Source organism: Mesorhizobium sp. C416B (assembly GCF_030323165.1).
Classification (GTDB): Bacteria; Pseudomonadota; Alphaproteobacteria; order Rhizobiales; family Rhizobiaceae; genus Mesorhizobium.
In genome coordinates this window covers 4,195,909-4,219,418 of the sequence record NZ_CP100471.1, presented here as the reverse complement: position 1 = coordinate 4,219,418, position 23,510 = coordinate 4,195,909, and the positions used below count along the sequence as shown (strand labels likewise).

Sequence of the window (23,510 nt, the reverse complement as noted above, 5' to 3'; positions counted from 1 at the left end):
CGGTTTCGTACAAAGAAAGGCCCGGGACGTTGAACCCGGGCCTTCTTGCCGATCTTCGAAATCGTCCGGTCAGTTCATCGTCGGGATGACGAACTCGGCACCGTCCTTGACGCCGGAGGGCCAGCGCGAGGTCACCGTCTTGGTCTTGGTGTAGAAGCGGAACGCGTCCGGACCATGCTGGTTGAGGTCGCCGAAGGACGACGCCTTCCAGCCGCCGAACGTGTAGTAAGCGATCGGAACTGGGATCGGCACGTTGATGCCGACCATGCCGACCTGGACGCGCGAAGCAAAATCACGAGCAGCATCCCCGTCACGGGTGAAGATGGCCACGCCATTGCCCATCTCATGATCGTTGGCGAGCTTGATGGCGCTCTCATAGGTCGGCGCACGCACCACCGACAGCACCGGACCAAAGATCTCTTCCTTGTAGATGCGCATGTCAGCGGTCACATTGTCGAACAGGCAGCCGCCCATATAGTAGCCATCCTCGTAGCCCTGCATGGAGAAGCCGCGGCCATCGACGACCAGCTTGGCGCCTTCCTTGACGCCGGTGTCGACATAACCCTTGACGCGTTCCAATGCCTGCGCCGTCACCAGCGGGCCGAAATCGGCGGACGAATCCGTCGACGGGCCGACCTTGAGGCTTTCGACACGCGGGATCAGCTTTTCCATCAGCCGGTTGGCGGTGTCGTTGCCGACGGGAACGGCAACCGAGATCGCCATGCAGCGCTCGCCGGCCGAGCCGTAGCCCGCGCCGATCAGCGCGTCGACGGTCTGGTCCATGTCGGCATCGGGCATGATGATCATGTGGTTCTTGGCGCCGCCGAAGCACTGCACGCGTTTTCCCGCGGCCGTGCCGCGCGAGTAGATGTAATGCGCGATCGGCGTCGAGCCGACAAAGCCGATAGCCTTGATATCAGGATCGTCGAGGATGGCGTCGACGACATCCTTGTCGCCATTGACGACGTTGAGAACGCCAGCCGGCAGGCCAGCCTCGAGGAACAGTTCGGCGATGCGCATCGGCACGCCAGGGTCACGCTCGGAAGGCTTCAGGATAAAGGCGTTGCCGCAGGCCAGCGCCGGGGCAATCTTCCACAACGGGATCATCGCCGGGAAATTGAACGGGGTGATGCCGGCAACGACGCCAAGCGGCTGGCGCATCGAATAGACATCGATGCCGGGGCCGGCGCCGTCGGTGAACTCGCCCTTCATCATGTGAGGCGCACCGATGCAGACTTCGACCACTTCGAGGCCGCGCTGGATGTCGCCCTTGGCGTCGGCGATGGTCTTGCCGTGCTCGCGCGCCAGGAGATCGGCCAGTTCGTCATAGTCGCGAGCAACCAGTTCAAGAAACTTCATCAGCACGCGCACACGCCGCTGCGGGTTGGTCGCAGCCCATTTGATCTGTGCTTCCTTGGCGTTCAGCACAGCCGCACGCAGTTCCGCCGGCGACGCCAGCGCCACCGTGCCGCGCACCGAGCCGTCCATGGGCTGCATGACGTCCTGCTTGCGCCCGCTGGTCCCGGCGACATGCTTGCCGCCGATGAAATGACCGTATTCGATCATGGTTTCTCTCCCTGAGTTTGTGATGAAGCATTCAACGCCTTTGCAGGCGCGAAGGCAACGCGAGGGGAAACGCAACCGTTGTGCAAGAAATAGACAACGAAGGACGAGTGTGCATTAATTGCCGCAAATTACAGATTGCTGAAAGGCCCGAAGGTTGCGCTCCGTCACACCCCCCTCTGTCCTGCCGGACATCTCCCCCGCAAGGGGGGAGATCAGATGTGGCCGCCGCCTTCGCAAATCTTCAACGCAGCAAAAGAGACGCAGGTGGCGGAGCTGCCAATCTCCCTCCTTGCGGGGGAGATGGCCGGCAGGCCAGAGGGGGGTGGGCGGGAACGCCGCGTTCGCCGCTAGCCCGGACCACCCCCATGAACTGGGATGACGTCCGCATCTTCCTCGCCGTGGCCCGCGCCGGGCAGATCCTTGGCGCCGCCAAGCGGCTGGAACTCAATCACGCCACCGTCTCGCGCCGCATCGCAGCGCTTGAGGATGCGTTACGGACAAAACTGTTTCGCCGGCTTACCACCGGCAGCGAGCTGACGCCGGCCGGCCAGCGCTTTCTCGACATTGCCGAGCGCATGGAAGCCGACATGATCGCCGCGCGCTCCGCCGTGTCGGGCGAAGGCGACGATATCTCAGGCACCGTGCGCATCGGCGCGCCCGACGGGTTTGGCGTCGCATTCCTCGCCACGCGTCTTGGCGCGCTGACCGCGCTGCACCGCGAACTCACCATCCAACTGGTGCCGGTGCCGCGCTCCTTCTCGCTGTCGCGGCGCGAGGCCGACATCGCCATCACCGTCGAGCGGCCGAGCGAAGGCAGGCTGGTGGCGGGAAAGCTGGTCGACTACACACTCGGCCTGTTTGCCTCGCGCGCCTATGCGCAGGCGCACGGCTTACCCGAAACCGCTGCCGAACTCGGCCAGCATACGCTGATCGGCTATGTCCCAGACCTGATCGTCAGCCCGTCGCTCGACTATGCGGCAGAGTTCAGCCCGGACTGGCGCACCAGCTTCGCCATCTCCTCAGCGCTGGGCCAGGCCGAAGCGGTGCGGTCGGGCGCTGGCATCGGCATCTTGCACACCTTTGTCGCCCGCTCGATGCCGGAGCTGATCCCCGTCGACATCGTGACGCCGATCCGCCGCGCCTACTGGCTGGTCTATCATGAATCGGTCCGGCCGCTGCGCCGCGTGCAGATCGTCGCCAACTTCATCACCAAGGCGGTCGAGAGAGAGCGCGGGCTGTTTGTCTGATGGCCGCGCCGCCTTGCCTTCGCCACAAAATCGGCCAGTGTGGCAACAAGCGCGATGTCGCCTATCATTAGGGATTGGCTGCGCCGGGTGGGACACTTTTTTGCAAAGCTGGTGCGGATCAAAATGCGAGCGGTGCTCGCCATCTTGCCGCTTGTCGCGCTTTCCGCCTGCGCCAATCCATGGACCGCAGTTCCGGAAGCCGAACTGCCCAAGCCGGTCCGCATCGCAATGGCCCGCCCGTCGCCTTTCGTCTTCGGCAATTACTGCGGTCCCGGCACCCGCACCGGCGACCTCTCGGCTCGCCCTGTCAATCGCCTCGACAGCGCCTGCCAAATCCATGACGCCTGCTACATCGCGCGCCATAATCATTGCGACTGCGACGGCGCGCTCGTCGCCTCGGCAAAGGCGATCCGTGATGACAAGACAGCGCCGAAAAAGGTGCGCGGCGAGGCCGAGCTTTTGATCGCCACTTTCGCACTTCCCGTCTGCAAGGTCTTTCCGCAAGGCTTTATGCCGCCGCGCGACCCGGCTGAGCTGAAGACGATGAACGGGGCCACGGGATGAACCGCGCCATCTGCCTGGCTCTGGCCGGGCTGGGGCTGGCGGCCCTTGTCGGTTGCGCCGCCCCGATCCGGCACAGCTGCGATTTCTTCCCCGATGCGAAGGATTGCGGCCGGCCGTCGGTATCGGCCGGCACGCCCGGACCGCAGACTGCAGCAGCAGCGTTTTTCGGCGATGCCGGTGCCAGCGACTATGAAAGGCAGTTCCTGGCGCTGCTCGCCCACAACCAGATCGGCGCCATCGACAGGGCGAACGGCACCGGTCCGTTCGGCCATGACCGCCACGCCATCGCCAACCGCGATTTCCAGGCCACCTACCGGACGCTGGAACAGCTGGCGAAGCCGGTTAGCGCCGAACAGATGCCGGCAGGTAGGGGCACCGGCGAAGGCCATTTCAACGGCCGTTGGCGCGTGTCGCGGCAGACGCTCTATGTCAACGCCGCCGCGCGGCCCTCCGCGCCAAAGACGTTCAGCTTTTCCGGCCTGCAGGCGCGCTCGATCGAGATCGTGATGCGCCAGGCGGGAAAGCAGCCGGTTGAGATATCTGGCGCCTGCGACGGGGCGCTGGCGATTCGCGCCGGCGGTGGCTCGCGCAGCGTGGCGAGCGGTGCCGCCTTCCGCCTCCGCCTGTCGGCCGGGCAAACCGCCAGCCTGTTCCCCAGCGATGGTTTGAACCGTTGCAGCCTCAAGCTCAGCTCCAGTCTGGCGCCGGCAGGCGCCCCGCTCACCATCCTGCGCGAAGAGGTTGCCTATCCGGCGATAGCCGCGCTCGACAGCCGCTACGAGCGTTGTCCAGTGCCCGATCCATCCCGCCTGGATAAGCTTGCCAGCGTCTTTTACGCCGGCCGCTGGCTGTCGCAGAGCTGTTCGCTGCCGCTCGGGTCACCGCGCCTGTTACGCAAGTCGCGCGACGGCTTTAACGCCAAGGTCGAAGCGCTGCTCGGCGCGCCTTTACCCGACAGCGCCTTCGACAAGGCCGACCCCGAACTGCCGCTCGATTTCTCGCGCGCGCCGAAACTCAAGCTGGTCTATCTGTCGTCGCTGGAGTTCAAGGCCGATTTTTCCGGCCGCGTCATCGAGCGGCTGATCCGCCATCACGCAGGCCTCGGCACCAAAGTGCGCATCATGGTCACAGACGTGCTGGAGCGCGACAAGGACGACGCGCTGCTGCACCGGCTGGCGGCCGATTATCCCAATGTCGAGTTGCAGGAATATCGCTGGCGGGCCGACCACGGCGCGCCGGTCGACGAGCAACTGTCACAGCTGCACAAGACCCATCACGTCAAGATGCTGGCGACACTTGCCGAGGATCCCGCCCGCTCGCGCGTCATCATCGGCGGCCGCAACATTCATGACGGCTTCCTGTTCCACAAGCCGATCGACCTGTCGCGCTATCCGAACCTCGAGCAATACGGCAAGACCGACGGCCTCTCGCTCAACTACTATTCGAACTGGAGCGATTTCGACATCGAGTTTGCCGACCCGGCCACGGTCGAGACGCTGGCCGCGCATCTCTCGACATTGTGGCTGCGCGACGCCGACACCAACATCGCAAGACCCTTCTCCATTCCGGTGCGCTCCGACAGCCGGCGCCCGCCGGGCACGGTGCGCCATTTCATTTCCGTGCCCTACGAGGACAACCATGCGCTCGAGACCTATTTCGTCGAGCTGATCGACACTGCCCGGCACCATATCGAGATCGTCAATCCCTACCTTAATCTGACGCCGAAGCTCAGCCTGGCCATCGAGCGGGCGCTGGCGCGCGGCGTCAGGATCGACATTGTCGGCCGCATCGACCTCAAGGGCGATATTGGCGGCAAGCTGCTGACCGCGCTCAACAAGCTGTTCGTGGAGAAATATTGCGACCGCATCAACATCCGCGAATTCAAGGCGCCCGATGTCGTGCTGCACTCCAAGATCATGATGATCGACGAAAGGCTGGTGACGATCTCGTCGGTCAATCTCAACAACCGCAGTTTCTTCCACGATCTGGAGAACGGCATGACGGTGCTCGACCCTGCCTTCTACGCCAGGATGCAGCCGGTCTATGACGACTATGTCGCCCATTCGAACCCGGTATCGACCAAGGTGACGATACCGTGGGCCTACCGATGGCTGTTCTCGAAGGGTTGGGTGAAAGAGGCGTTTTGAGGGGCTGGCGACGCTGAAGGAATGCCGTTCTGTAGCGATCCTTTACACCCCCTCTGTCCGGTAGGACAGAGGGGGTGCTGGCCCGCCAGCTTTAAAAAGCACCCCTACCTCAAATACCGCTCCGGCCCCAGCTCCCGCACATCGATATCAGGCACCTTGCTGGAGATGATGTCGGACAGCACCTTGGCCGAGCCGCAGGCCATGGTCCAGCCAAGCGTGCCGTGCCCGGTGTTGAGATAGAGGTTGGAGAACTCGGTGCGGCCGACCAGCGGCGGCCCGTCCGGCGTCATCGGCCGCAGCCCGCACCAGAAGGACGCCGCCTTGAGGTCGCCGCCATCCGGGAACAGATCGCCGACCGAATGTTCGAGGGTGCGCCGGCGCGATTCATGCAGCCTGAGATCGAAGCCGGAAATCTCCGCCGTGCCGCCGACGCGGATGCGGTCGCCGAGCCTGGTGATCGCCACCTTGTAGGTTTCGTCCATTACCGTCGACACCGGGGCGGCGACCGCGTCCTTGATCGGAACGGTGATCGAATAGCCCTTGACCGGATAGACCGGGATCGGGCGCCTGAGCAGGCGCATGAAGCGCGCCGAATAGCTGCCCAGCGCCAGCACATAAGCGTCGGCCGCGCGCGAGCGCTGGTCGGTGCCGACGCTGACGATGCGATTGCGGTTCTTGGAGAAGCGCCGGATCTGCGTACCGTACTCGAACGTGACGCCGCGCGCCACGCAGAGCTCGGCCAGCCGATCGGTGAACATCTTGCAGTCGCCAGTTTCGTCGCCGGGCAATCTCAGCCCGCCGACAAACTTTTCCCGCACGCCGGCCAGCGCAGGTTCGGCGCCAATGCAGCCTTCGGGATCGAGCAACTCGTAGGGAACGCCATATTTCTTCAGCACCTCTACATCGCCGCCGGTGCCGTCGAGCTGCTTTTGCGTGCGAAACAGCTGCAGCGTGCCCTTGGTCCGCTCATCATAAGCGATGCCGGTCGCCTCGCGCAGCGCCTTCAGCGTGTCGCGGCTGTATTCGGCGAGCGGCACCATGCGCGCCTTGTTGATGGCATAGCGATCCGCGGTGCAATTGCGCAGCATCTTGATGAGCCATGTCCACATATACGGATCGAAGGCCGGCCGCACCACCAGCGGGCCGTGCTTCATCAACAGCCACTTGATTGCCTTCAGCGGAATGCCGGGGCCGGCCCAGGGCGAAGCATAGCCCGGCGAGATCTCGCCGGCATTGGCGAAGCTGGTTTCCAGCGCCGGCCCTTTCTGGCGGTCGAACACCGTCACCTCGTGGCCGGCCTCAGCGAGATAATAGGCAGTGGTGACCCCGATAACGCCGCCGCCCAACACGAAGATCTTCATCGCATCACTCTCCACGACGACTTCCGTCAGAGGGCCGCCGCCTCCTGTCTGCCGGATTCTGCGGCGTCCGCCAAGGGGCGGCGTGTCGCGGCTCTATTCGTTGATATAGCGGCGGTGGAAGCGGGGGCCGAGACTGGTCAGGATTTCATAACCGATCGTGCCGGCATGACCGGCGGCGTCATCGACGCTCTGCGAGGGGCCTAGGAGTTCGACAAGGTCGCCCTCGCGCAGCCGGCCGGCCGGCAGGGCCGAGATGTCGAGTATGATCGAATCCATCGACACCCGCCCGACAAAGGGCAGTCGCACGCCGTCGAGCCAGGCAGCCGAAGCCGCGCGCCGGTGCCAGCCATCGGCATAGCCGAGCGAGATCGTGGCCGCGCGCAAGGGACCGCTGGCCAGAAACGCATGTCCGTAGCCGACGCCCGCGCCCTTATCGATGCCGCGTGTCTGGATGATCTTTGCCTCGAGCCGCACCACCGGCAGCATCGGGTTCGCCTCATCAGGCGTCGGATTGATGCCGTAGAGCGCAGCGCCCGGACGCGCGAGGTCGTACTGATAGCGCGGCCCAAGAAAGATGCCGGAGGAATTGTCCAGCGACGCCGGCGCCTTGGGCAGCATTTTGCGCAGCCGTTCGAACTCCCTGAGTTGCGCGTCATTGGCCGCATTGGTCGGTTCGTCCGCACGGGCCAGATGGCTCATGACGAGAACGACATCGACGCCGGCGAAAGCATCGGCCGTAAGCGCCTCGACCTCTGCCGGCGCCATGCCCAGCCGCGACATGCCGCTGTCGACCTGGATGGCGGCCTTGAGCTTGCGGCCGGCCTTCTGGCCGGCTTTGCTCCACGCCTTCAATTGTCCGCCACTGTTGATGACGGGAACAAGGTCGGCAGCCACCGCTTCGGGTTCCGAGCCCGGCGGCAGCCCGTTCAGCACATGGATTTCCAGCTTCGGTCCGAGTGCGTCGCGCAGCGCGACACCCTCGGTGAGATGCGCGACAAAGAAGCTGTCGCAGCCTTCGGCAACCAGTGCCGCCGCCACTTGCCGCGCGCCGAGCCCGTAACCGTCGGCCTTGACGACGCCGGCGCAACGCACGCCGCCGAGCTTTGCCTTGAGCCGCCGGTAATTCTCTCGGATAGCGCCGAGATCGATGGTGAGAATGGCGCCGGCCGCCGCTTCGCTGATCGTATCTTTGGCTTTATGCATCGCAGACCCGCTGAAGTCGGCGCTGCCCCTCATTGTCCTGCCGGATATTTCTCCCCGGCCCTATACGGGGAGTTGAGGAGCGGTCGGCGTAAAGCGGACGAAAAGCCAACTGCTTGGCTTTTCGAGTGACGAAAGCCGGCAGGCGGGTGAGGGGCAGCCCAGACGCTGCGCTAAGAGGCCATTGCCCGGCGTCGTTCATATGGGTCTCGTGGCTGCGGGTGTCCCGATCAATAAAGCACGAATCAGGTGCCGTGCGAACCGTCACATCCAGCTAGGCAAGATGACGGAACGCCGCCACCACATCCTCATAGACCTTGCGTTTGAACGGCACTATCAGATCGGGCAGGTCCTGCATCGGCCGCCATGCCCATTCATCGAATTCGGCGGTGTGGCCGCCCGGCGGCGGATTGATCTGGATCTCTCTGGTCTCGCCGTGAAAGCGGTAGGCGAACCATTTCTGCGTCTGGCCGCGATAGCGGCCCTTGAGGGCGATGCCGACCAGATCGGGCGGCAGGTCGTAGTTGATCCAATGCGGCGCCTCGGCCAGCAGCGTGACCGAGCGCATGCCGGTCTCTTCATAGAGCTCGCGCCCGGCCGCCTGCAGCGGCTCCTCGCCCTCGTCGATGCCGCCTTGCGGCATCTGCCAGAGCTGCGTGGTCCCGGCAAATTCGCTGTCCGGTTCGGCGATGCGGTGCCCAACCCAGACCAGCCCGTCGCCATTGAGGATCATCAGCCCGACACAGGGGCGGTATGGCAGCGTCTCGGGATCGATCTTTTTAGCCATCGGAGTTTAAAGCCGTTCTGAGATTCGCTCCGGCGAGGCAGTGGCGAATGATTTCGAGAACCGGAGCGGAGCGTACTCAAAGTAGGCTTGCCCCGGAAGCGGAAAACGTGGGTTCGTTCCAGTCACTGCCACCCGGCCCCGTTGCCGCCGTTGCGGTCGAATGGCAGAGTAATCCCATGAAAAATATTCAAATCATCGACGGCGCCTTGAACGCAACCTTCAGCGTGTTCGAGGCAACAGAGGAGGAGTACGCCGCCATCTTCCCGGATGGAAGAGACATGGAACTGGCCGAAGATTTATTTGAGCGGCTTGGTGAAGACGAGGCAGGTCGCGTGCTGGCGCCGCTTTGGGGTCGTCCCATCCTGAAACGCGATGTGCTCGGAATCCACGGCACCCTGTTCTACAACAACGAATATCGGCGGAGACACATCCCGCAATCAAAGCGCGAGGTCGACTGGGATGATGGTTCAATCAATCAGGCCCAGAGAGAGCTCTTTTCTCGGCATCGTTGAAAATCGCCACAAGCGCCGATCAGCCTTTTTCCGGGTCGATGGCCACCGCCGAGATCGGCACGATCTCGATGCCGCGCTTTTTTGCTTCGACCGCCCAGGACGCCACGGTGTCGACGGTGAGGTCGAAGGCCGAGCCGATGCCGACGGCGGAGCCTTTGGCACGCGCGGTCGCTTCCAGCGCGTCGAGCTTTTTCAGGATGGCGCCGCGGTCCTGCACGGCGTCGATTGCCGTATCGCCGGCGACGAACGGCACACCGTCCTTCAAGGCGAGATCGGACGCCAGGCTCCGCGCGGACGAGCCGTCATCGATATAGGCAAGGCCGCGCTTGCCAAGCTCGGCCATGAACGGCCCCATCGCTGTCGCGTCGGCCGAAAAGCGCGCCCCCATATAGTTTATGACGCCGGTATAGTTGGTGGTCCGCGACAGCGCCCAGCGCAGATTCTTCAGATTGTCGTCCTGGCTTGCCGCCACTGTCAGCGTGTTGCGGCCGGGATTGACGTTGGGATAGTCGAACGGTTCGAGCGGCACCTGCATGACCACCTCATGCCCGCTCTGCCGTGCCGCCTGCATCCAGCGGCCGATGCTGTTGCCTTGCGGCGCAAAAGCCAGCGTCACTTCGGCCGGCAGCTTGGCGATCGCGGCCTGCGTGCCGGTCTGCGACACGGCAAGCCCGCCGATGACGATTGCCACTCGAGCGCCACGCGAACCCGACCACGGCCGCGCATAGACATCGAACGGCCGCCGGCCGTCAGCGGCGCGAACCGGCAACGGGCCGGTGTCGCTGGCCTCGATCAGCGCCCTGTCGGGGATATGCGCGATCTTCAGGTTCTGGCCGATCGTCGACGGGTCGTGGATGACGATGGCTGCATTGGGCGGGCCATCACCCTCCTGGGACTGCACATGGATGATCTGCGGACCGCTGGCCTTGGGCGTTTCCGCCTTCGGCGCTGCCGCCGTCGCTTGAGCAGTGGGCGCTGCGGCCGCGGGCTCGGCCGCCGCCGTCACCTTCGGCGTCGAGACCGCGATTGCTTCCGGTTTGCGGAACGGCTTCTCGCGCAGCGCGATCGCGCCGGAGATGCCGACCGCGGCCAGCACGACCAGCGTCGCCGCGACGGCGCCAGCGCTGATCCCGCGCGACGCGGCACGCGGTCGGACGGTCTGTCCGAGCGGGCGTTCGATGTCCTTGCCGACGTCAGCCAAGCCGCATCCCCCGGCGCGTGATCAGCGAAATCTTCGCCATGCGCAGATCCAAAACTGACGGCGCGTCCCCTGCGCCTTTGAGGCACAGCGCCCAGCTGCCCCCGAATCAAACTGCCGGAACCTCACGGTCCCGGCAGCATTGCATCGCTTCGATTGGGCAGCCAGAGCTACCAGTCGATTTCACTGGTTAAGCACTGCCTTCTCCGGATTCGGCGGGAATGCCGGATCGGTCTTTTGGCCGCGCAGCAGCTGTTCGGCATAGATCAGCTGCAGATCGTCCTTCGGATCCGGCGGCACATAAGCAGCCGAGCCCGAGCCGGTATCGCTCTCGTCGGCGCCCTTGATGTGGCCCTTGAGGTCAGATTCACCGCGCGTCAGGTCCCTGCCCTGCAGTTCGGGCGGCAGCGGCTGGTCGACCTTGATGTCGGGCGTGATGCCCTTGCCCTGGATCGACTTGCCGGACGGCGTGTAATAGAGCGCCGTCGTCAGGCGCAGCGCGCCGTTCTCGCCAAGCGGGATGATGGTCTGAACCGAGCCCTTGCCGAAGGACTGCGTGCCGACCACTGTCGCGCGGCGCAGGTCCTGCAGCGCGCCGGCGACGATCTCGGAGGCGCTGGCCGAACCGCCATTGACGAGCACGATCAGCGGCTTGGCGCCGATGTCGTCGCCTGCCTTGGCGTCGAAGCGTGTGACGTCCTTCGGGTCGCGGCCGCGGGTCGAGACGATCTCGCCACGGTCGAGGAAGGCGTCGGACACGCTCACCGCCTGGTCGAGCAGGCCGCCCGGGTTGAGGCGCAGATCGAGCACATAGCCCTTGAGCTTGTCGTTCGGCACCTGCTTCTTGATGGTGTCGATGGCGTTCTCGAGGTCGTCATAGGTCTTTTCGGTGAAGGAGGTGATCTTCATGTAGCCGATGTCGTTCTCGACCCGGAACTTGACCGCCTTGACCTTGATGATATCGCGCACCACCGTCAACTCGATCGGCTTGTCGGCGCCCTGGCGCAGGATGGTCAGCTTGATCGGCGTGTTTACCAGGCCGCGCATCTTTTCGACCGCATCGTTGAGCGTCAGGCCGCGAACCTCTTGGCCGTCGATCTTGGCGATATAGTCGCCGGCCAGCACGCCTGCCTTGGCAGCCGGGGTGTCGTCGATCGGCGTGATCACCTTGACCAGGTCGTTCTCCATGGTGACCTCGATGCCAAGGCCGCCGAACTCACCCTTGGTCTGCACACGCATGTCCTGCGCCTGCTCGGCATTCATGTAGGAGGAGTGCGGGTCGAGCGAGGTGAGCATGCCGTTGATGGCGTTTTCGACCAGCGACTTGTCGTCCGGCGGCGTCACATACTGCGCCCGCACGCGCTCGAAGATGTCGCCGAAGATCGCCAGTTGCTTATAGGTCTCGGAGCCTGCAGCGTTCGCCGTTGAGCCGGGCGCCCCATAGACCAGGCTCATCGCTGACGCGCCCATCAGCGCACCGGCAATAAGAAGCGACAGTTTCCGCATCATTTCACGTCCTTCCAGAGAAGCGGTCCGCCCACCATGGGGTCGGATCGACGGGTTTTCCATCCTTGCGGAACTCGACATAGAGTTCCGGCGTGGCATTTCCATTCTTCGAGGCCGAGGTGCTTGCCACCCGGGCCTCTCCCATCGCGCCGACCGGCTCTCCTGCGAGCACCGACTGGCCAGACGCGACGCTGATTCTGCTCATCCCCGCCAGGACGACATGATAGCCGTCTCCCGCATTGAGGATCAAGAGTTGACCATAGGAGCGAAAAGGCCCCGCATAAAGCACATTTCCGTCCGCCGGTGCCGTGACGATGGCTCCCGATTGTGTCGCAACCATGTCGCCGAGCATCACCGCGCCGTTACCGTCATCGGCCCCGAAACGCAGCTTGATCTTGCCGGTGACCGGCAGCGAGACTTGTCCCTGAAGTGCCGAAAACGGCGCGGCGGCGGTGAGGCGGTTGCCTTCCGGCACGGGCAGCGAAGCCAGCTCCGTCGACGCGGTTGTGCCGGCATCGGCGTTATCGGCGTCCGGCTTATCGCTGTCGGCCGCTTTCTGTTCGCCTGCCTTGACGGCATCCGCCGCCTTGCGGCTCTTGTCGGCTTCAAGCGAAGCGATCAGCTCTTTCAGGCTGCCGGCCTTGGCCGCAAGCGCCTGGGACCGCTGCTTTTCAGCGGCCATCGCCGTCCAGGTGTCCGCCTCGAGCTTCTGCTTGGCTTCGAGCAGCATGGAGAGGCGTTTCTTTTCCGCCGTCTGCTCGCCGACCGCCGCCGTCAGCCGCGTCCGCTCGGCCTCGATCGAGGCCGTCACCCGGGTCTGTTCCCTGAGGTCGGCCAGCAATTTGTCGGTCTGCTGGCGCAGTTCCGGCACCACTGCGCCGAGCAGGATGGCGCTGCGCACCGACGACAGCGCGTCTTCCGGCTTGACCAGGATCGCCGGCGGCGGATTGAGCCCCATGCGCTGCAGCGCGCCCAGCACCTCGGCCAGCACGTCGCGCCGCGCCGCCAGCGAGACACGGATCTTCTGTTCCTCGCCCTTCAGTCCTTCGAGCCTGGCGCCGATATCCTCGATGTCCTGGCCGAGCTTCTGCTCGGTCATCGCCGACTGGATAAGCGCCGCGGTGATCGAGGCATGGTCCTTCTTGACCGAAGCAATGTCGGCGGCGAGCTTGGCCAGCCGTTCGGACGACAGCGTGATCTCGGCCGACACCTTCTCATATTCGGCACGGCTCAAATCGGGGTCGGGCGCCACGTCCAGCGTATTTTCGGCTCGCGCAAGCCCGAGCGACAGCAAAACCACCGCTGCAGCGATGCCGCAGCGCGCGTGCCGGAAGCCCGTTCGTGATTTCCCGTTGTCAGCCATTGAAGCCCGACTCTATGCGTGGCTTCGTTAACGAACCATCAACCATGATCGAACCGAAGCCTAGCACAAAACAGCCGCGCATTGGGGCGGAAATCCGGACGATTGATCCTCGACCCCTGATTTACGAACGGTGGTAGGGATGTCCCGAAAGAATCGTTGCCGCCCGATAGAGCTGCTCGCCCAGCATGACGCGCACCAGTTGGTGCGGCCAGGTCGCCGCGCCGAACGAGACCATCAGCTCAGCCTGATCGCGAATCGACTGGTCGTGCCCGTCGGCGCCGCCAATGGCGATGACCAACGCCTTGCGTCCGCCATCGCGCAGCTGGCCGATACGGCTGGCGAAATCGTCTGAGGACAGGTTTTTGCCGCGTTCGTCGAGCAGGAACAGCGCCGTGCCCGGCTGCAGCTGTGCCTGCAGCTTCTGGCCTTCCTCGCGGCGGCGCTCATTGGCGTTCTGGGCTCGTCCCTCGGCGATCTCGGCGACACCAGAGAATTCGAACCCGATCGCCGGGCCGCTCTTGGCGAAACGCTCGAAATAGCGGTCGGCGAGCTCTCTCTCGGGGCCGGCCTTCATCCGGCCCACGGCATGAACTGCTATCTTCATCCCTGCCTCGGCGAGCTTTCAATCCATGTCGCACCCAGGATGGTTACGACATGAGACGAAGCTCAGTGCAAGGTCTCTTCCTCGAGGTCCGGCGCCTGCCACATCTTTTCAAGATTGTAGAATTCGCGGACTTCTGGGCGGAAGACATGGACGATGATGTCGCCTGAATCGATCAGGACCCAGTCGGCGCCGGACAGCCCCTCGACGCGCGCCGTGCCGAGACCGGCATCCTTGAGCGCCTTGAGGAGGTGGTCGGCGACAGCCGAGACATGACGGTGCGACCGGCCCGACGCGATGACCATATAGTCGCCGAGGCTCGATTTCCGCTGAATGTCGATTGAGACAATATTTTCGGCCTTGGAGTCTTCCAGACTGGCAAGGACTGTCTTGATGGCACGGGACACGGCGTCATCTACGCTGATCCTGGCCGGCGAAGGCATGATGTCAGCCTTCTTCCGCAATGCTGTTCTCAGTGTATTTCCTTTCGCAGCAAGAACAACCAAATCACCCACGAAATCAGGTGACACCCTATAGATAGGCAGAGTTCCCTTGCAGTTTCAAGACGGGAGGCCCTGCCAGCGCGAACGCAGTGCACGACTTCCGGTTCCGGAGCCTTGAGAAAAATCGGAACCCATGGCCGCGGCAGGGGTTATCGACACACCCCCCAAACGGATTTTCCTGATGCCAATCGACCCCCAGAACACGCTGCTCACCGTGCAGGCTGGCCTTGCGCAACTCAGCACACTGATCGTTTCCTATTCCTTCTCCGCCATCGGCGCCATCATCCTGCTGGTCGTCGGCTATCTCGTCGCCGGGCTCGCAGAACGATCGATCTCAGCCGGCCTCGGCCATATCCATGGTTTCGACGCGACGCTGCGCCATTTCTTCTCGAAGATCGTGCGCTACGCCATCCTGATCCTGGTGGTCATCATGGTGCTCGGCCAGTTCGGCGTTCAGACGGCCTCGATCATCGCCGCCATCGGCGCCATCGGGCTGGCAATCGGCCTGGCGCTGCAAGGCACGCTGCAGAACATCGCCGCAGGCATCATGCTTCTGGCGCTCAGGCCATTCCGTATCGGCGAATATGTCGAGGTCGGCGCCATTTCCGGCACCGTCGAGGAAATCGGCCTGTTCGCCACCAAGCTCCGCACGACAGACGGCGTCTATGTGCTGGCGCCCAATTCGACGCTATGGAACCAGCCGGTGCGCAATTTTACCCGTAATGGTGTGCGCCGCGGCGATATCACGCTGAGCATCGGCTCCTGGAACGACATCGACTTGGCGCAGAAAACCATGCTGGGCGTTGCCGGCAGCGAGCGCCGCGTCAAGCGAGAGCCGGCGCCGATCGCCTTCGTTGCCACCGTGGGCGATGCCAGCGTCGCCATCACCTTGCGCTACTGGACCACGGCGGCGGATTTCTTCGCCACCCAGATCGATCTCACCAAACGCGTCAAGCAGGCGTTCGACGCCGAGGCCATCTCGGTACCGGCGCCGCCGCCAGGGGTGCGGCAGGAGCCTTCCGCGACCAGGCAATAGCGAAGCAACGTCAGCGCTGATCTTCCGGCGCGTAGGCGAGCTCCACCGGCAGCGGCGCCTGCGCCGACATCGGCGCGAAACTGCTGGTCTCGGTAGCGGGGACGGCGCGCGTGGTGGCCACTCGCCACAGCACGAACAGGCAGAAGACGGTGGCGATGACGATAGCCACATAGATGAAGGCCTGCGTGCCATAGACAGCCGACAGGGCCGTCACGATACCCGGCACGATGAACCCCGACAGCGACCAGGCAAACAGCAGCGAACTCGACAGCGCCACCATGTCGTCCTTGCCGGCGCGATCGGCGGCGTGTGCGCTGGCCAGCGAATAGATCGATTCCGAAGCGCCGTCCCAGATCACATAGATCACCACCAGCACCGCCAGAGCGCCACCGTCAAAGCCGATAGCCAGAATACCGGCAACGATGGCCAGTGCCGCAGCGCCGGCCAGCACGTAACGGCGATCGGTACGATCCGAAATCCAGCCGAGCGGGATCTGCAGGATCAGCGTGCCGACGGGCATGGCCGACAAAAGCAGCGCCACATCGGCCTGGCTGTAGCCCTTGGCCGTGGCATGGATCGGTGCGAACCCGGCGATCGCCATCGACAGGCCGCCGACGGCCAGCATGCCGGCCACGCCGACCGGCGAGATCCGCCAGGCGCGGCCAAGCGCCACGGAGGCTGCGCGAGGTGGCGGCGGTTGAGCCAACCGCGTCATGCCGACCGGCAGGATCGACACCGCGGTGAAGGCAATGCCGATCAGCGGCGCCTGCGCCGTCGCGATGTCGACCGCCGCCAGCAGGGCATAGCCGACGCCAAGTCCGGCGACATAGGCGACGTAAAACACCGCCATCACCCGGCCGCGAATGGCGTTTGCGACGGCATCGTTGAGCCAGCTCTGGGCGACGATGAACAGGCCGCATATTGCAAAACCGTAAAGCGCGCGCGCCGCGATCCACAGCAGCGGGTAGGTGCCGGCGCCAATGGCAGCATTCGACAGCGCTATCAGCGCCGACAGCACCATGAAGGCGCGGGCGTGCCCGACGCGGCGCACCAGCGGCCCGGTCAGGATACAGCCGGCAAGTCCGCCGGCAGACAGGCCGGTGATGATCAGCCCGGCCCAGGTCGGATCGAAGCGCTCGACGCCAAGCCGGACCGGGATATAGGCGAACATCAACCCGTTGCCGACCGCGATCAGCGCCATCGACACGATTACGCTGGCAATGGCGATCACGGGCGCCGGCGGGGCGCCATGATTGGGGTCGATGTCGGTCTGGTTCACTGAAGTGGCCATATCCAGCGCAGCATCGCCCAGCCAATCGCGAAAGGCCGCCGTAAAAGCGACATCGGCGATCTGGTCTTACGGAGTTACCCCTTGGCTTGCTGGCGAATAGCACTCGATGACAGCGACGAGCGTGGGCCGTGGATGAAGGTCCAGGCCGGCGCCTTCATGCGGGCGAGCCGGGGCGCGTCACCCTCGTCGACGCGGGCATAGTCGAAGGTCTTGGCTACGACCGAGGACAGGAAGGACAGCGTCGCGCCCGGGCGGTCGATGACGGCGATGGGGAAGGTCATGACGATCTGGCGCCAGCGCTGCCAACGGTGGAAATCGCGGAGTGAGTCGGCGCCCATGATCCAGACGAAGTCGACGCCGGGATTGCGTGCCTTGACCAGCGCCAGCGTGTCGGCGGTGAAGCGAATATGATACGCCGCCTCGAAGGCGGTGACCTTGATCTTCGGGTTCTTGGCGATCTGCTCCGACTGGAGCAGCCGGTCGCTCAGCGGCGCCAGTTCCCTGGTGCTCTTCAGCGGATTGCCAGGCGTCACTATCCACCACAATTGGTCGAGCGCGAGGCGCCGCAAGGCAATTTCCGCCACCAGCGCATGGCCGGCATGCGGCGGGTTGAACGATCCGCCGAACAGACCGACGGCGAGGCCTTTCTCGGCATGCGGCATACGGAGGTAGTGCGAGGGGATGGCGGGCTGAAGGGACGACAGCATGGTGCTAGGCACCCCCCTCTGCCCCACCGGGCATCTCCCCCGCAAGGGGGGAGATCAGCAGCTTCGGCAAAGGCACTTTTCTTGCAACGTTAGTGATTGGCGAAAGCGGAAGAAAAACCTGATCTCCCCCCTTGCGGGGGAGATGTCCGGCAGGACAGAGGGGGGTGTCTGGGCTCAATGCCTCAAGCCCTGACGCGAATGATTCAAGGCCTCACCTGTCCCGACCCGCGCACGCGGTATTTGAACGAGGTCAGCTGCTCGACACCAACCGGTCCGCGCGCGTGCATCTTGCCGGTGGCGATGCCGATCTCGGCGCCCATGCCGAATTCGCCGCCATCGGCGAACTGCGTCGAGGCATTGTGCAAAAGGATCGCCGAGTCGATCTCGTTGAAGAACCGCTCGACCGCTTTGGTATCCTCGGCGATGATCGCCTCTGTGTGGTGTGAGGAGAACGTCTCGATATGGTCGATGGCGCCGGCAATCCCGTCGACCAGTTTTACCGCGATGACGGCGTCGAGATATTCGGTCACCCAGTCGGCATCGGTCGCCGGCTTGGCGTCGAAGAACAGCTTCATCACTTCCTGATCGGCATGGATCTCGCAGCCGGCGGCGCGTAGCGCGTCGAGGATCGGCACCAGATGTGTGGAGGCCACCGCGCGGTCGACCAGCAAAGTCTCTGCAGCGCCACAGACACCGGTGCGCCGCATCTTGGCGTTGACGGCGATCCTGACCGCCATGTCGAGATCGGCCGAGCGGTCGATGTAGAGATGGCAGATGCCTTCAAGATGGGCAAAGACCGGCACCCGCGCCTCGCTCTGCACGCGCCCGACCAGGCTCTTGCCGCCCCGCGGAATGATGACGTCGAGATTGCCGCCAAGCCCTTTCAGCATCTCGCCGACGGCGGCGCGGTCGGTGGTCGGCACCAGCTGAATGGCGTCTTCCGGCAGGCCGGCGGCCTTCAGCCCCTCGACCAGGCAGGCATGAATGGCGGCGGACGAATTGAGCGAGTCCGAGCCGCCGCGCAGGATCACCGGATTGCCGGCCTTGAGGCAGAGCGCGCCGGCATCCGCCGTCACATTCGGCCGGCTTTCATAAATGACGCCGACAACGCCGAGCGGCGTGCGCACGCGCTCGATCTGCAGGCCGTTGGGGCGATCCCAGGCGGCAATCACATCGCCGACCGGGTCCCTGAGCTCGGCGATTTCACGGATGCCATCCGCCATGGCACGGGTGCGCGCCGGATCGAGCTTCAACCGGTCCATGAAGGAGCCGGACAAGCCCGATTCGTGTCCGTTAGAGACATCGATGGCGTTGGCATCGAGAATCTGCTGCTGGCGCGCGATGATCGCGTCGGCCATGGCGAGAAGTGCGGCATCCTTGGCGGCGGCGGTCGCAATCGCCAACGGTCGGGCGGCCGCGCGGGCGCGGCGGCCGATATCAGCCATCAGCGCGACGGTGTCATCCCCGGATTGTTCATGCAACTTCAGCATGTCTCATCCTCCGCTTACCTCGCCCCCGGCCCATACCTGGCCGGCAGCCCGTATCTGGTCACCCGGATCGCTCACCACCAGATCGTCGCGGTGGATCATCGCCGAGCGCGCCTCGTAGCCGAGCACGGTTTCGATCTCCGCTGTCTTCAGGCCTGCGATCCTTACGGCATCGGCGGCATCGTAGGCAACAAGCCCGCGCGCGATCTCGCGCCCTTCCGGCGACAGGATGGCCACCGTGTCACCGCGCGAGAAATTGCCGCTGACCAGCCTGACGCCGGCCGGCAGCAAAGATTTGCCGGACAGCAGCGCACCGATGGCGCCGGCGTCGACGGTGAGCCGCCCGGCCGGTTCGAGCTGGCCGGCGATCCAGGTCTTGTAGCCTTTCACCGGATTGGCGCTCGGCCTGAAGAAGGTGGCGCGCTCGCCACGCTCGATCGCCATCAGTGGCGACAGCCTGGTGCCCGAGGTGATGATCATGGCGGTGCCGGCGGCGGTGGCGATCTTGCCGGCATCGAGCTTGGTGCGCATGCCGCCGCGCGACAGTTCTGATGCGGCCGCCCCGGCCATAGCCTCGATATCGGGCGTGATGCGGTCGACCACCGGAATGAATTTCGCAGCGGGATCGCGCGCCGGCGGCGCCGTATAGAGCCCGTCAATGTCGGAGAGCAGCACCAGCAGGTCGGCGCCCATCATGGTCGCCACGCGTGCCGCCAGCCGGTCATTGTCGCCATAGCGGATTTCGGACGTCGCCACCGTGTCGTTCTCATTGATGACCGGCACCGCCTTCATCTTGAGCAGTGTCGAGATCGTCGCCCGCGCATTCAGATAGCGTCGGCGCTCCTCGGTGTCGCCGAGCGTCAGCAGGATCTGGCCCGATTTCAGCGAGCCCTTGCCCAGCGCATCCGACCACGCGCCGGCCAGCGCGATCTGGCCGACGGCCGCAGCCGCCTGGCTTTCTTCCAGCTTCAATGCCCGTTTGCCGAGACCGAGAATGGTCCGGCCGAGCGCAATGGCGCCGGACGACACGACCAGGATCTCGGCGCCGCCATTGGCCAGCACTGCAATATCCTCGGCAAGCGAAGCCAGCCAGTCGCGCTTCAGGCCGCTGGTGCGGTCGACCAGCAAGGCCGAACCGATCTTGACCGTGATGCGCCGGTATTTTGTCAGCGACTGCGCCGTCATCGCTATCGGTCCCAGCGGGTCTCGACGGGAGCGGCAGCCCTGTCGCGCGCTTCGCCGACAACCGCCATCAGCGCCCGCAGCACCGCTTCGACGCCCTCGCCGGTGGCCGCCGACAGCAGCATCGGCGCGCGGCCGGCAGCGCGTTTGAGCGACGCAACCTTCTTCTTGCGCTCATCGGCGTCGAGGATATCGACCTGGCTCAGCGCCACGATCTCGACCTTCTCGATCAGCCCATTGCCATAGGCATCCAGCTCGGCGCGCACGGTCTTGTAGGCCTTTCCAGGATTTTCCTCCTGCGCCGAGACCAGGTGCAAAAGCACACGCGTGCGCTCGACATGGCCGAGGAACCGGTCGCCGATGCCGACACCCTCATGCGCGCCCTCGATGAGGCCCGGAATGTCGGCGATGACGAATTCGCGCGCATCGATGCGGGCAACGCCGAGACCTGGATGCAGCGTGGTGAAGGGGTAGTCGGCGATCTTTGGCTTGGCTGCGGTGACGGTTGCCAGAAAAGTCGACTTGCCGGCATTTGGCAGCCCGACCAGGCCGGCGTCGGCAATCAGCTTCAGCCGCAGCCAGACATTCATCTCTTCGCCGGGCTGGCCCGGATTGGCGCGGCGAGGCGCCTGGTTGGTCGAGGTCTTGAAATGCTGGTTGCCGAAACCGCCATTGCCGCCCTTGGCCAGCAGGAAGCGCTGGCCGACCACGGTCAGGTCGCAGATCAGCGTCTCATTGTCCTCGGCAAACACCTGGGTTCCGGCCGGCACCTTGAGCGTCACATCGGCGCCCTTGGCGCCGGTCATGTTGCGGCCCATGCCGTGGACACCGGTCTTGGCCTTGAAGTGCTGCTGGTAGCGATAGTCGATCAGCGTGTTCAGCCCATTGACCGCTTCCAGCCAGACATCGCCGCCGCGGCCACCGTCGCCGCCATCCGGGCCGCCGAACTCGATGAATTTTTCGCGCCGGAACGACACAGAGCCAGCGCCACCGTCGCCGGAGCGGATATAAACCTTGGCTTGATCGAGAAATTTCATTGGACTACGCAGTTTCTGTTGGCCTTGCGGCTTTGCTTTAGATCTTGCGCCTTGCTCTAAACCAAGGCGCGGCCAAGGGCGAGGCCGTTTTGCGACTAAAGCGCCGGAAGCCCTTTTGCCGGGGACGCGGTAGCAGTGTTCGCGGACGGAGCTTGAGGGGCGCGGGAATGAAGGTTGTAAGCTACAACATCCAGTACGGTATCGGTCTGGATGGCCGCTACGATCTCGGCCGCATCACCGCGGCGGTTCGCGGCGCCGACGTGATCGCGCTGCAGGAAGTGACCCGCAACAATCCGAGGAACGGCAACCGCGACATGGTCGCCGAGATCGGCGAGGCGCTGCCCGAATATTTTGCCGCCTACGGCAGCAATTTCGAGGTCAATGTCGGCTCGCGCCTGGAGGCCGGCCGCGCCATCACCACCACTTTCCAGCTCGGCAACATGGTGCTGTCGAAGACGCCGATCCATCTGTCGCGCAATCTGCTTTTGCCGCGCAGCCGCAGCCTTGAGGCGATGAACTTCCAGCGCGGCGCGCTCGAGGCGCTGGTCGAGACCCCGCTCGGCTTCATCCGCTTCTATTCCACGCATCTCGACCATCGCAGTCCGGTTGAACGCGCCAGCCAGATCCGTTTCCTGCGCCAGCGCCTGTTGAACTATGCCTTCGAGGGCGGCGGCCTCTCCGGCATTCCCGAGATCGGCCTGCCGGACCTGCCCTATCCCGAAGCCTTCATCGTCATGGGCGACTTCAACATGCTGCCCGGCTCGCCCGAATATGTCGAACTCGTCGGCCGCCCGGACCATGAATTCGGCATGCCGCTGACCGCCGATCTCGCCGTCGACGTCGCCCAGCGCCTGAACACACCAGACGTCGTCACCTGGGTCGATCCCACGCGACCCGAAGACACAAGCCGCCACAAGCGCATAGACTACATCTTCACCTCGGCCTCGCTCGCCGGATCGCTGAAGCGCCTGTGGGTCGACCCGCAAGCGGTCGGTTCGGACCATCTCCCGATTTGGGTCGAGATGGGCTGAGTTGAGCCCGATCCACCACCAACGTTTCCAAACCTGTCGTTTGGAGGCACGCGCCTAGGTGTGTTGAGATTCAGGTCAGGCCGAGCCGAAAACACTGGTTTTCGAGAACCGGAGCGGAGTGTACTTAAGTACGTGCACCGGAAGCGTATAAAACCCGCGTTTGCAGGCCGGCCTCACCTGAATATCAAAACACCTAGAAATGCACCCAGTTGCGCAGGCTGATCCAGGTCTTTCTGTCCAGCCGGTACCGCTCGACCGGCACCTGGCCGGCGACGATCGAGTTCAGCATGCCCTGGCCGGCATACTGGAAGCCGCATTTGTGGATGACCCGGCGCGAGGCCGGATTGATCACCCGCGTCGAAGCCTGCAGCACCTGGATCGACGTCCGTTGGAAGGCGAGGTCGACCAACGCGTGCGCGGCCTCCGTCGCATAGCCGCGCTTCCAATAGGGCTCGCCGATCCAGTAGCCGAGTTCCAGCCCGCGATCGGTCATGTTGAGGCCGGCGCAGCCGACGAAAATGTCGGTGCCGGCGAGCGTCAGGGCGTAGGCGATGCCGGCCCGGCGCGACCGGGTCATGGCCAGGAAGGCGCGTGCCTCGGCCTCGCCATAGGGGTGCGGCATGCGGGCCAGCATCTCGGCGACGTGACGGTTGTCGGCAAGCTCGACCAGTTGCGCGATGTCGGCTTCGCACGGGGCGCGCATCACCAGCCGCTCCGTGGCCAGCACCGGGCGATCTATCGCGTAACTTTCGTCTTCGGTGTCTTCCGCTTCGGCAACCATTCGACGTCCTCCAGGCAAGAAAAAAGGGGAGATGGAAAACCCATCTCCCCTGATCCTTTTCCTGGCTCCATTCAATGGTTTGGCCAGACACCGGTTCCCGAGATGGGCGCCGGTTTTATAGTGCGGAACCGGCTACTCCGCGGCTTTGGTAATCGGGTTGACCGATACGTAGGTTCGGCCGTTGGCTTTTTTGTTGAAGGTGACTGCGCCGGTCTCGAGCGCAAAAAGGGTGTGGTCCGTGCCCATGCCGACATTGACGCCGGGATGCCAGGTGGTGCCGCGTTGACGGATGATGATGTTGCCCGGGATGACGGCTTCGCCGCCGAACTTCTTCACGCCCAGACGCTTGGAATGCGAGTCGCGACCGTTGCGCGACGAGCCGCCAGCTTTCTTGTGTGCCATC

22 protein-coding genes are annotated in these 23,510 nt (G+C 64.3%); 6 read left to right on the top strand and 16 right to left on the bottom strand.

Annotation, left to right across the window (positions count from 1 at the left end):
• Nucleotides 1-69 precede the first annotated feature (69 nt).
• Complete coding sequence (locus tag NLY43_RS20535) at nucleotides 70-1,566, bottom strand: CoA-acylating methylmalonate-semialdehyde dehydrogenase (RefSeq protein ID WP_023684131.1); 1,497 nt, start codon at nucleotides 1,564-1,566, stop codon at nucleotides 70-72.
• 365 nt (nucleotides 1,567-1,931) lie between these two features.
• Here NLY43_RS20535 and NLY43_RS20530 point away from each other — a divergent pair, with 365 nt between their 5' ends.
• From NLY43_RS20530 to NLY43_RS20520, 3 genes are all read left to right on the top strand, one after another.
• Nucleotides 1,932-2,813, top strand: a complete 882-nt coding sequence (locus tag NLY43_RS20530) for a LysR family transcriptional regulator (protein ID WP_023693153.1) — start codon at nucleotides 1,932-1,934, stop codon at nucleotides 2,811-2,813.
• 123 nt (nucleotides 2,814-2,936) lie between these two features.
• Nucleotides 2,937-3,377 carry a phospholipase A2 family protein gene (locus NLY43_RS20525; protein WP_023693154.1) on the top strand — a complete coding sequence of 147 codons (441 nt, stop codon included), beginning with the start codon at nucleotides 2,937-2,939 and terminating at the stop codon, nucleotides 3,375-3,377.
• Nucleotides 3,374-5,524, top strand: coding sequence for a phospholipase D-like domain-containing protein (locus NLY43_RS20520; protein ID WP_023712009.1), 2,151 nt, complete (start codon nucleotides 3,374-3,376; stop codon nucleotides 5,522-5,524). The genes NLY43_RS20525 and NLY43_RS20520 overlap by 4 nt, the downstream gene beginning before the upstream one ends.
• Nucleotides 5,525-5,628: 104 nt before the next feature.
• Here the strand turns inward: NLY43_RS20520 and NLY43_RS20515 are convergent, their stop codons facing one another.
• From NLY43_RS20515 to NLY43_RS20505, 3 genes are all read right to left on the bottom strand, one after another.
• Nucleotides 5,629-6,885, bottom strand: a complete 1,257-nt coding sequence (locus tag NLY43_RS20515; RefSeq protein ID WP_023668705.1) for a D-amino acid dehydrogenase — start codon at nucleotides 6,883-6,885, stop codon at nucleotides 5,629-5,631.
• Between the two features lie 93 nt (nucleotides 6,886-6,978).
• Nucleotides 6,979-8,088, bottom strand: coding sequence for an alanine racemase (alr, locus tag NLY43_RS20510; RefSeq protein ID WP_031197166.1), 1,110 nt, complete (start codon nucleotides 8,086-8,088; stop codon nucleotides 6,979-6,981).
• 271 nt (nucleotides 8,089-8,359) lie between these two features.
• Nucleotides 8,360-8,872 carry an RNA pyrophosphohydrolase gene (locus tag NLY43_RS20505; RefSeq protein WP_023693158.1) on the bottom strand — a complete coding sequence of 171 codons (513 nt, stop codon included), beginning with the start codon at nucleotides 8,870-8,872 and terminating at the stop codon, nucleotides 8,360-8,362.
• Between the two features lie 47 nt (nucleotides 8,873-8,919).
• Here NLY43_RS20505 and NLY43_RS20500 point away from each other — a divergent pair, with 47 nt between their 5' ends.
• Nucleotides 8,920-9,384 (top strand): DUF8220 family protein, encoded by a 465-nt coding sequence (locus NLY43_RS20500; protein ID WP_023698408.1) that lies wholly within the window; start codon nucleotides 8,920-8,922, stop codon nucleotides 9,382-9,384.
• A 19-nt stretch (nucleotides 9,385-9,403) separates the two neighbouring features.
• On the opposite strand, the gene NLY43_RS20495 is transcribed toward NLY43_RS20500, so the two are convergent.
• From NLY43_RS20495 to rsfS, 5 genes are all read right to left on the bottom strand, one after another.
• Nucleotides 9,404-10,585: a divergent polysaccharide deacetylase family protein gene (locus NLY43_RS20495; protein WP_023712010.1), complete on the bottom strand. Its 1,182-nt coding sequence runs from the start codon at nucleotides 10,583-10,585 to the stop codon at nucleotides 9,404-9,406.
• Nucleotides 10,586-10,765: 180 nt separating this feature from the next.
• On the bottom strand, nucleotides 10,766-12,091 hold the full coding sequence (locus NLY43_RS20490) for a S41 family peptidase (protein WP_023668701.1): 1,326 nt from the start codon (nucleotides 12,089-12,091) through the stop codon (nucleotides 10,766-10,768).
• 1 nt (nucleotide 12,092) lies between these two features.
• Nucleotides 12,093-13,451, bottom strand: coding sequence for a murein hydrolase activator EnvC family protein (locus tag NLY43_RS20485; RefSeq protein ID WP_023668700.1), 1,359 nt, complete (start codon nucleotides 13,449-13,451; stop codon nucleotides 12,093-12,095).
• Nucleotides 13,452-13,572: 121 nt separating this feature from the next.
• Nucleotides 13,573-14,055, bottom strand: coding sequence for a 23S rRNA (pseudouridine(1915)-N(3))-methyltransferase RlmH (gene rlmH, locus NLY43_RS20480; protein WP_023668699.1), 483 nt, complete (start codon nucleotides 14,053-14,055; stop codon nucleotides 13,573-13,575).
• A 62-nt stretch (nucleotides 14,056-14,117) separates the two neighbouring features.
• Nucleotides 14,118-14,495 (bottom strand): ribosome silencing factor, encoded by a 378-nt coding sequence (rsfS, locus tag NLY43_RS20475; RefSeq protein WP_023668698.1) that lies wholly within the window; start codon nucleotides 14,493-14,495, stop codon nucleotides 14,118-14,120.
• A gap of 241 nt (nucleotides 14,496-14,736) precedes the next feature.
• Here rsfS and NLY43_RS20470 point away from each other — a divergent pair, with 241 nt between their 5' ends.
• Nucleotides 14,737-15,591, top strand: a complete 855-nt coding sequence (locus NLY43_RS20470) for a mechanosensitive ion channel family protein (protein ID WP_286458495.1) — start codon at nucleotides 14,737-14,739, stop codon at nucleotides 15,589-15,591.
• Nucleotides 15,592-15,601: 10 nt separating this feature from the next.
• Here NLY43_RS20470 and NLY43_RS20465 read toward each other — a convergent pair whose 3' ends face one another.
• The 5 genes from NLY43_RS20465 to obgE all read right to left on the bottom strand — a co-directional run bounded on the left by NLY43_RS20465 (nucleotide 15,602) and on the right by obgE (nucleotide 21,295).
• Entirely contained in the window at nucleotides 15,602-16,882 is a 1,281-nt protein-coding gene (locus NLY43_RS20465) for an MFS transporter (RefSeq protein WP_023712011.1), read from the bottom strand.
• Between the two features lie 74 nt (nucleotides 16,883-16,956).
• Entirely contained in the window at nucleotides 16,957-17,589 is a 633-nt protein-coding gene (locus tag NLY43_RS20460; RefSeq protein ID WP_023712012.1) for a nicotinate-nucleotide adenylyltransferase, read from the bottom strand.
• A 203-nt stretch (nucleotides 17,590-17,792) separates the two neighbouring features.
• Nucleotides 17,793-19,079 carry a glutamate-5-semialdehyde dehydrogenase gene (locus tag NLY43_RS20455; RefSeq protein WP_023712013.1) on the bottom strand — a complete coding sequence of 429 codons (1,287 nt, stop codon included), beginning with the start codon at nucleotides 19,077-19,079 and terminating at the stop codon, nucleotides 17,793-17,795.
• Between the two features lie 3 nt (nucleotides 19,080-19,082).
• A complete protein-coding gene (gene proB / locus NLY43_RS20450; RefSeq protein ID WP_023712014.1) occupies nucleotides 19,083-20,261 on the bottom strand; it encodes a glutamate 5-kinase in 1,179 nt (392 codons plus the stop codon).
• A gap of 2 nt (nucleotides 20,262-20,263) precedes the next feature.
• Nucleotides 20,264-21,295, bottom strand: a complete 1,032-nt coding sequence (gene obgE / locus NLY43_RS20445; protein ID WP_023668691.1) for a GTPase ObgE — start codon at nucleotides 21,293-21,295, stop codon at nucleotides 20,264-20,266.
• Between the two features lie 167 nt (nucleotides 21,296-21,462).
• On the opposite strand from obgE, the gene NLY43_RS20440 reads away from it, so the two are divergent.
• Complete coding sequence (locus NLY43_RS20440; protein WP_023712015.1) at nucleotides 21,463-22,326, top strand: endonuclease/exonuclease/phosphatase family protein; 864 nt, start codon at nucleotides 21,463-21,465, stop codon at nucleotides 22,324-22,326.
• Nucleotides 22,327-22,519: 193 nt separating this feature from the next.
• On the opposite strand, the gene NLY43_RS20435 is transcribed toward NLY43_RS20440, so the two are convergent.
• Both NLY43_RS20435 and rpmA read right to left on the bottom strand, forming a co-directional pair.
• Entirely contained in the window at nucleotides 22,520-23,107 is a 588-nt protein-coding gene (locus NLY43_RS20435) for a GNAT family N-acetyltransferase (protein ID WP_023712016.1), read from the bottom strand.
• Between the two features lie 132 nt (nucleotides 23,108-23,239).
• Nucleotides 23,240-23,509, bottom strand: a complete 270-nt coding sequence (rpmA, locus tag NLY43_RS20430; RefSeq protein WP_015315190.1) for a 50S ribosomal protein L27 — start codon at nucleotides 23,507-23,509, stop codon at nucleotides 23,240-23,242.
• Between the last annotated feature and the right edge of the window lies 1 nt (nucleotide 23,510).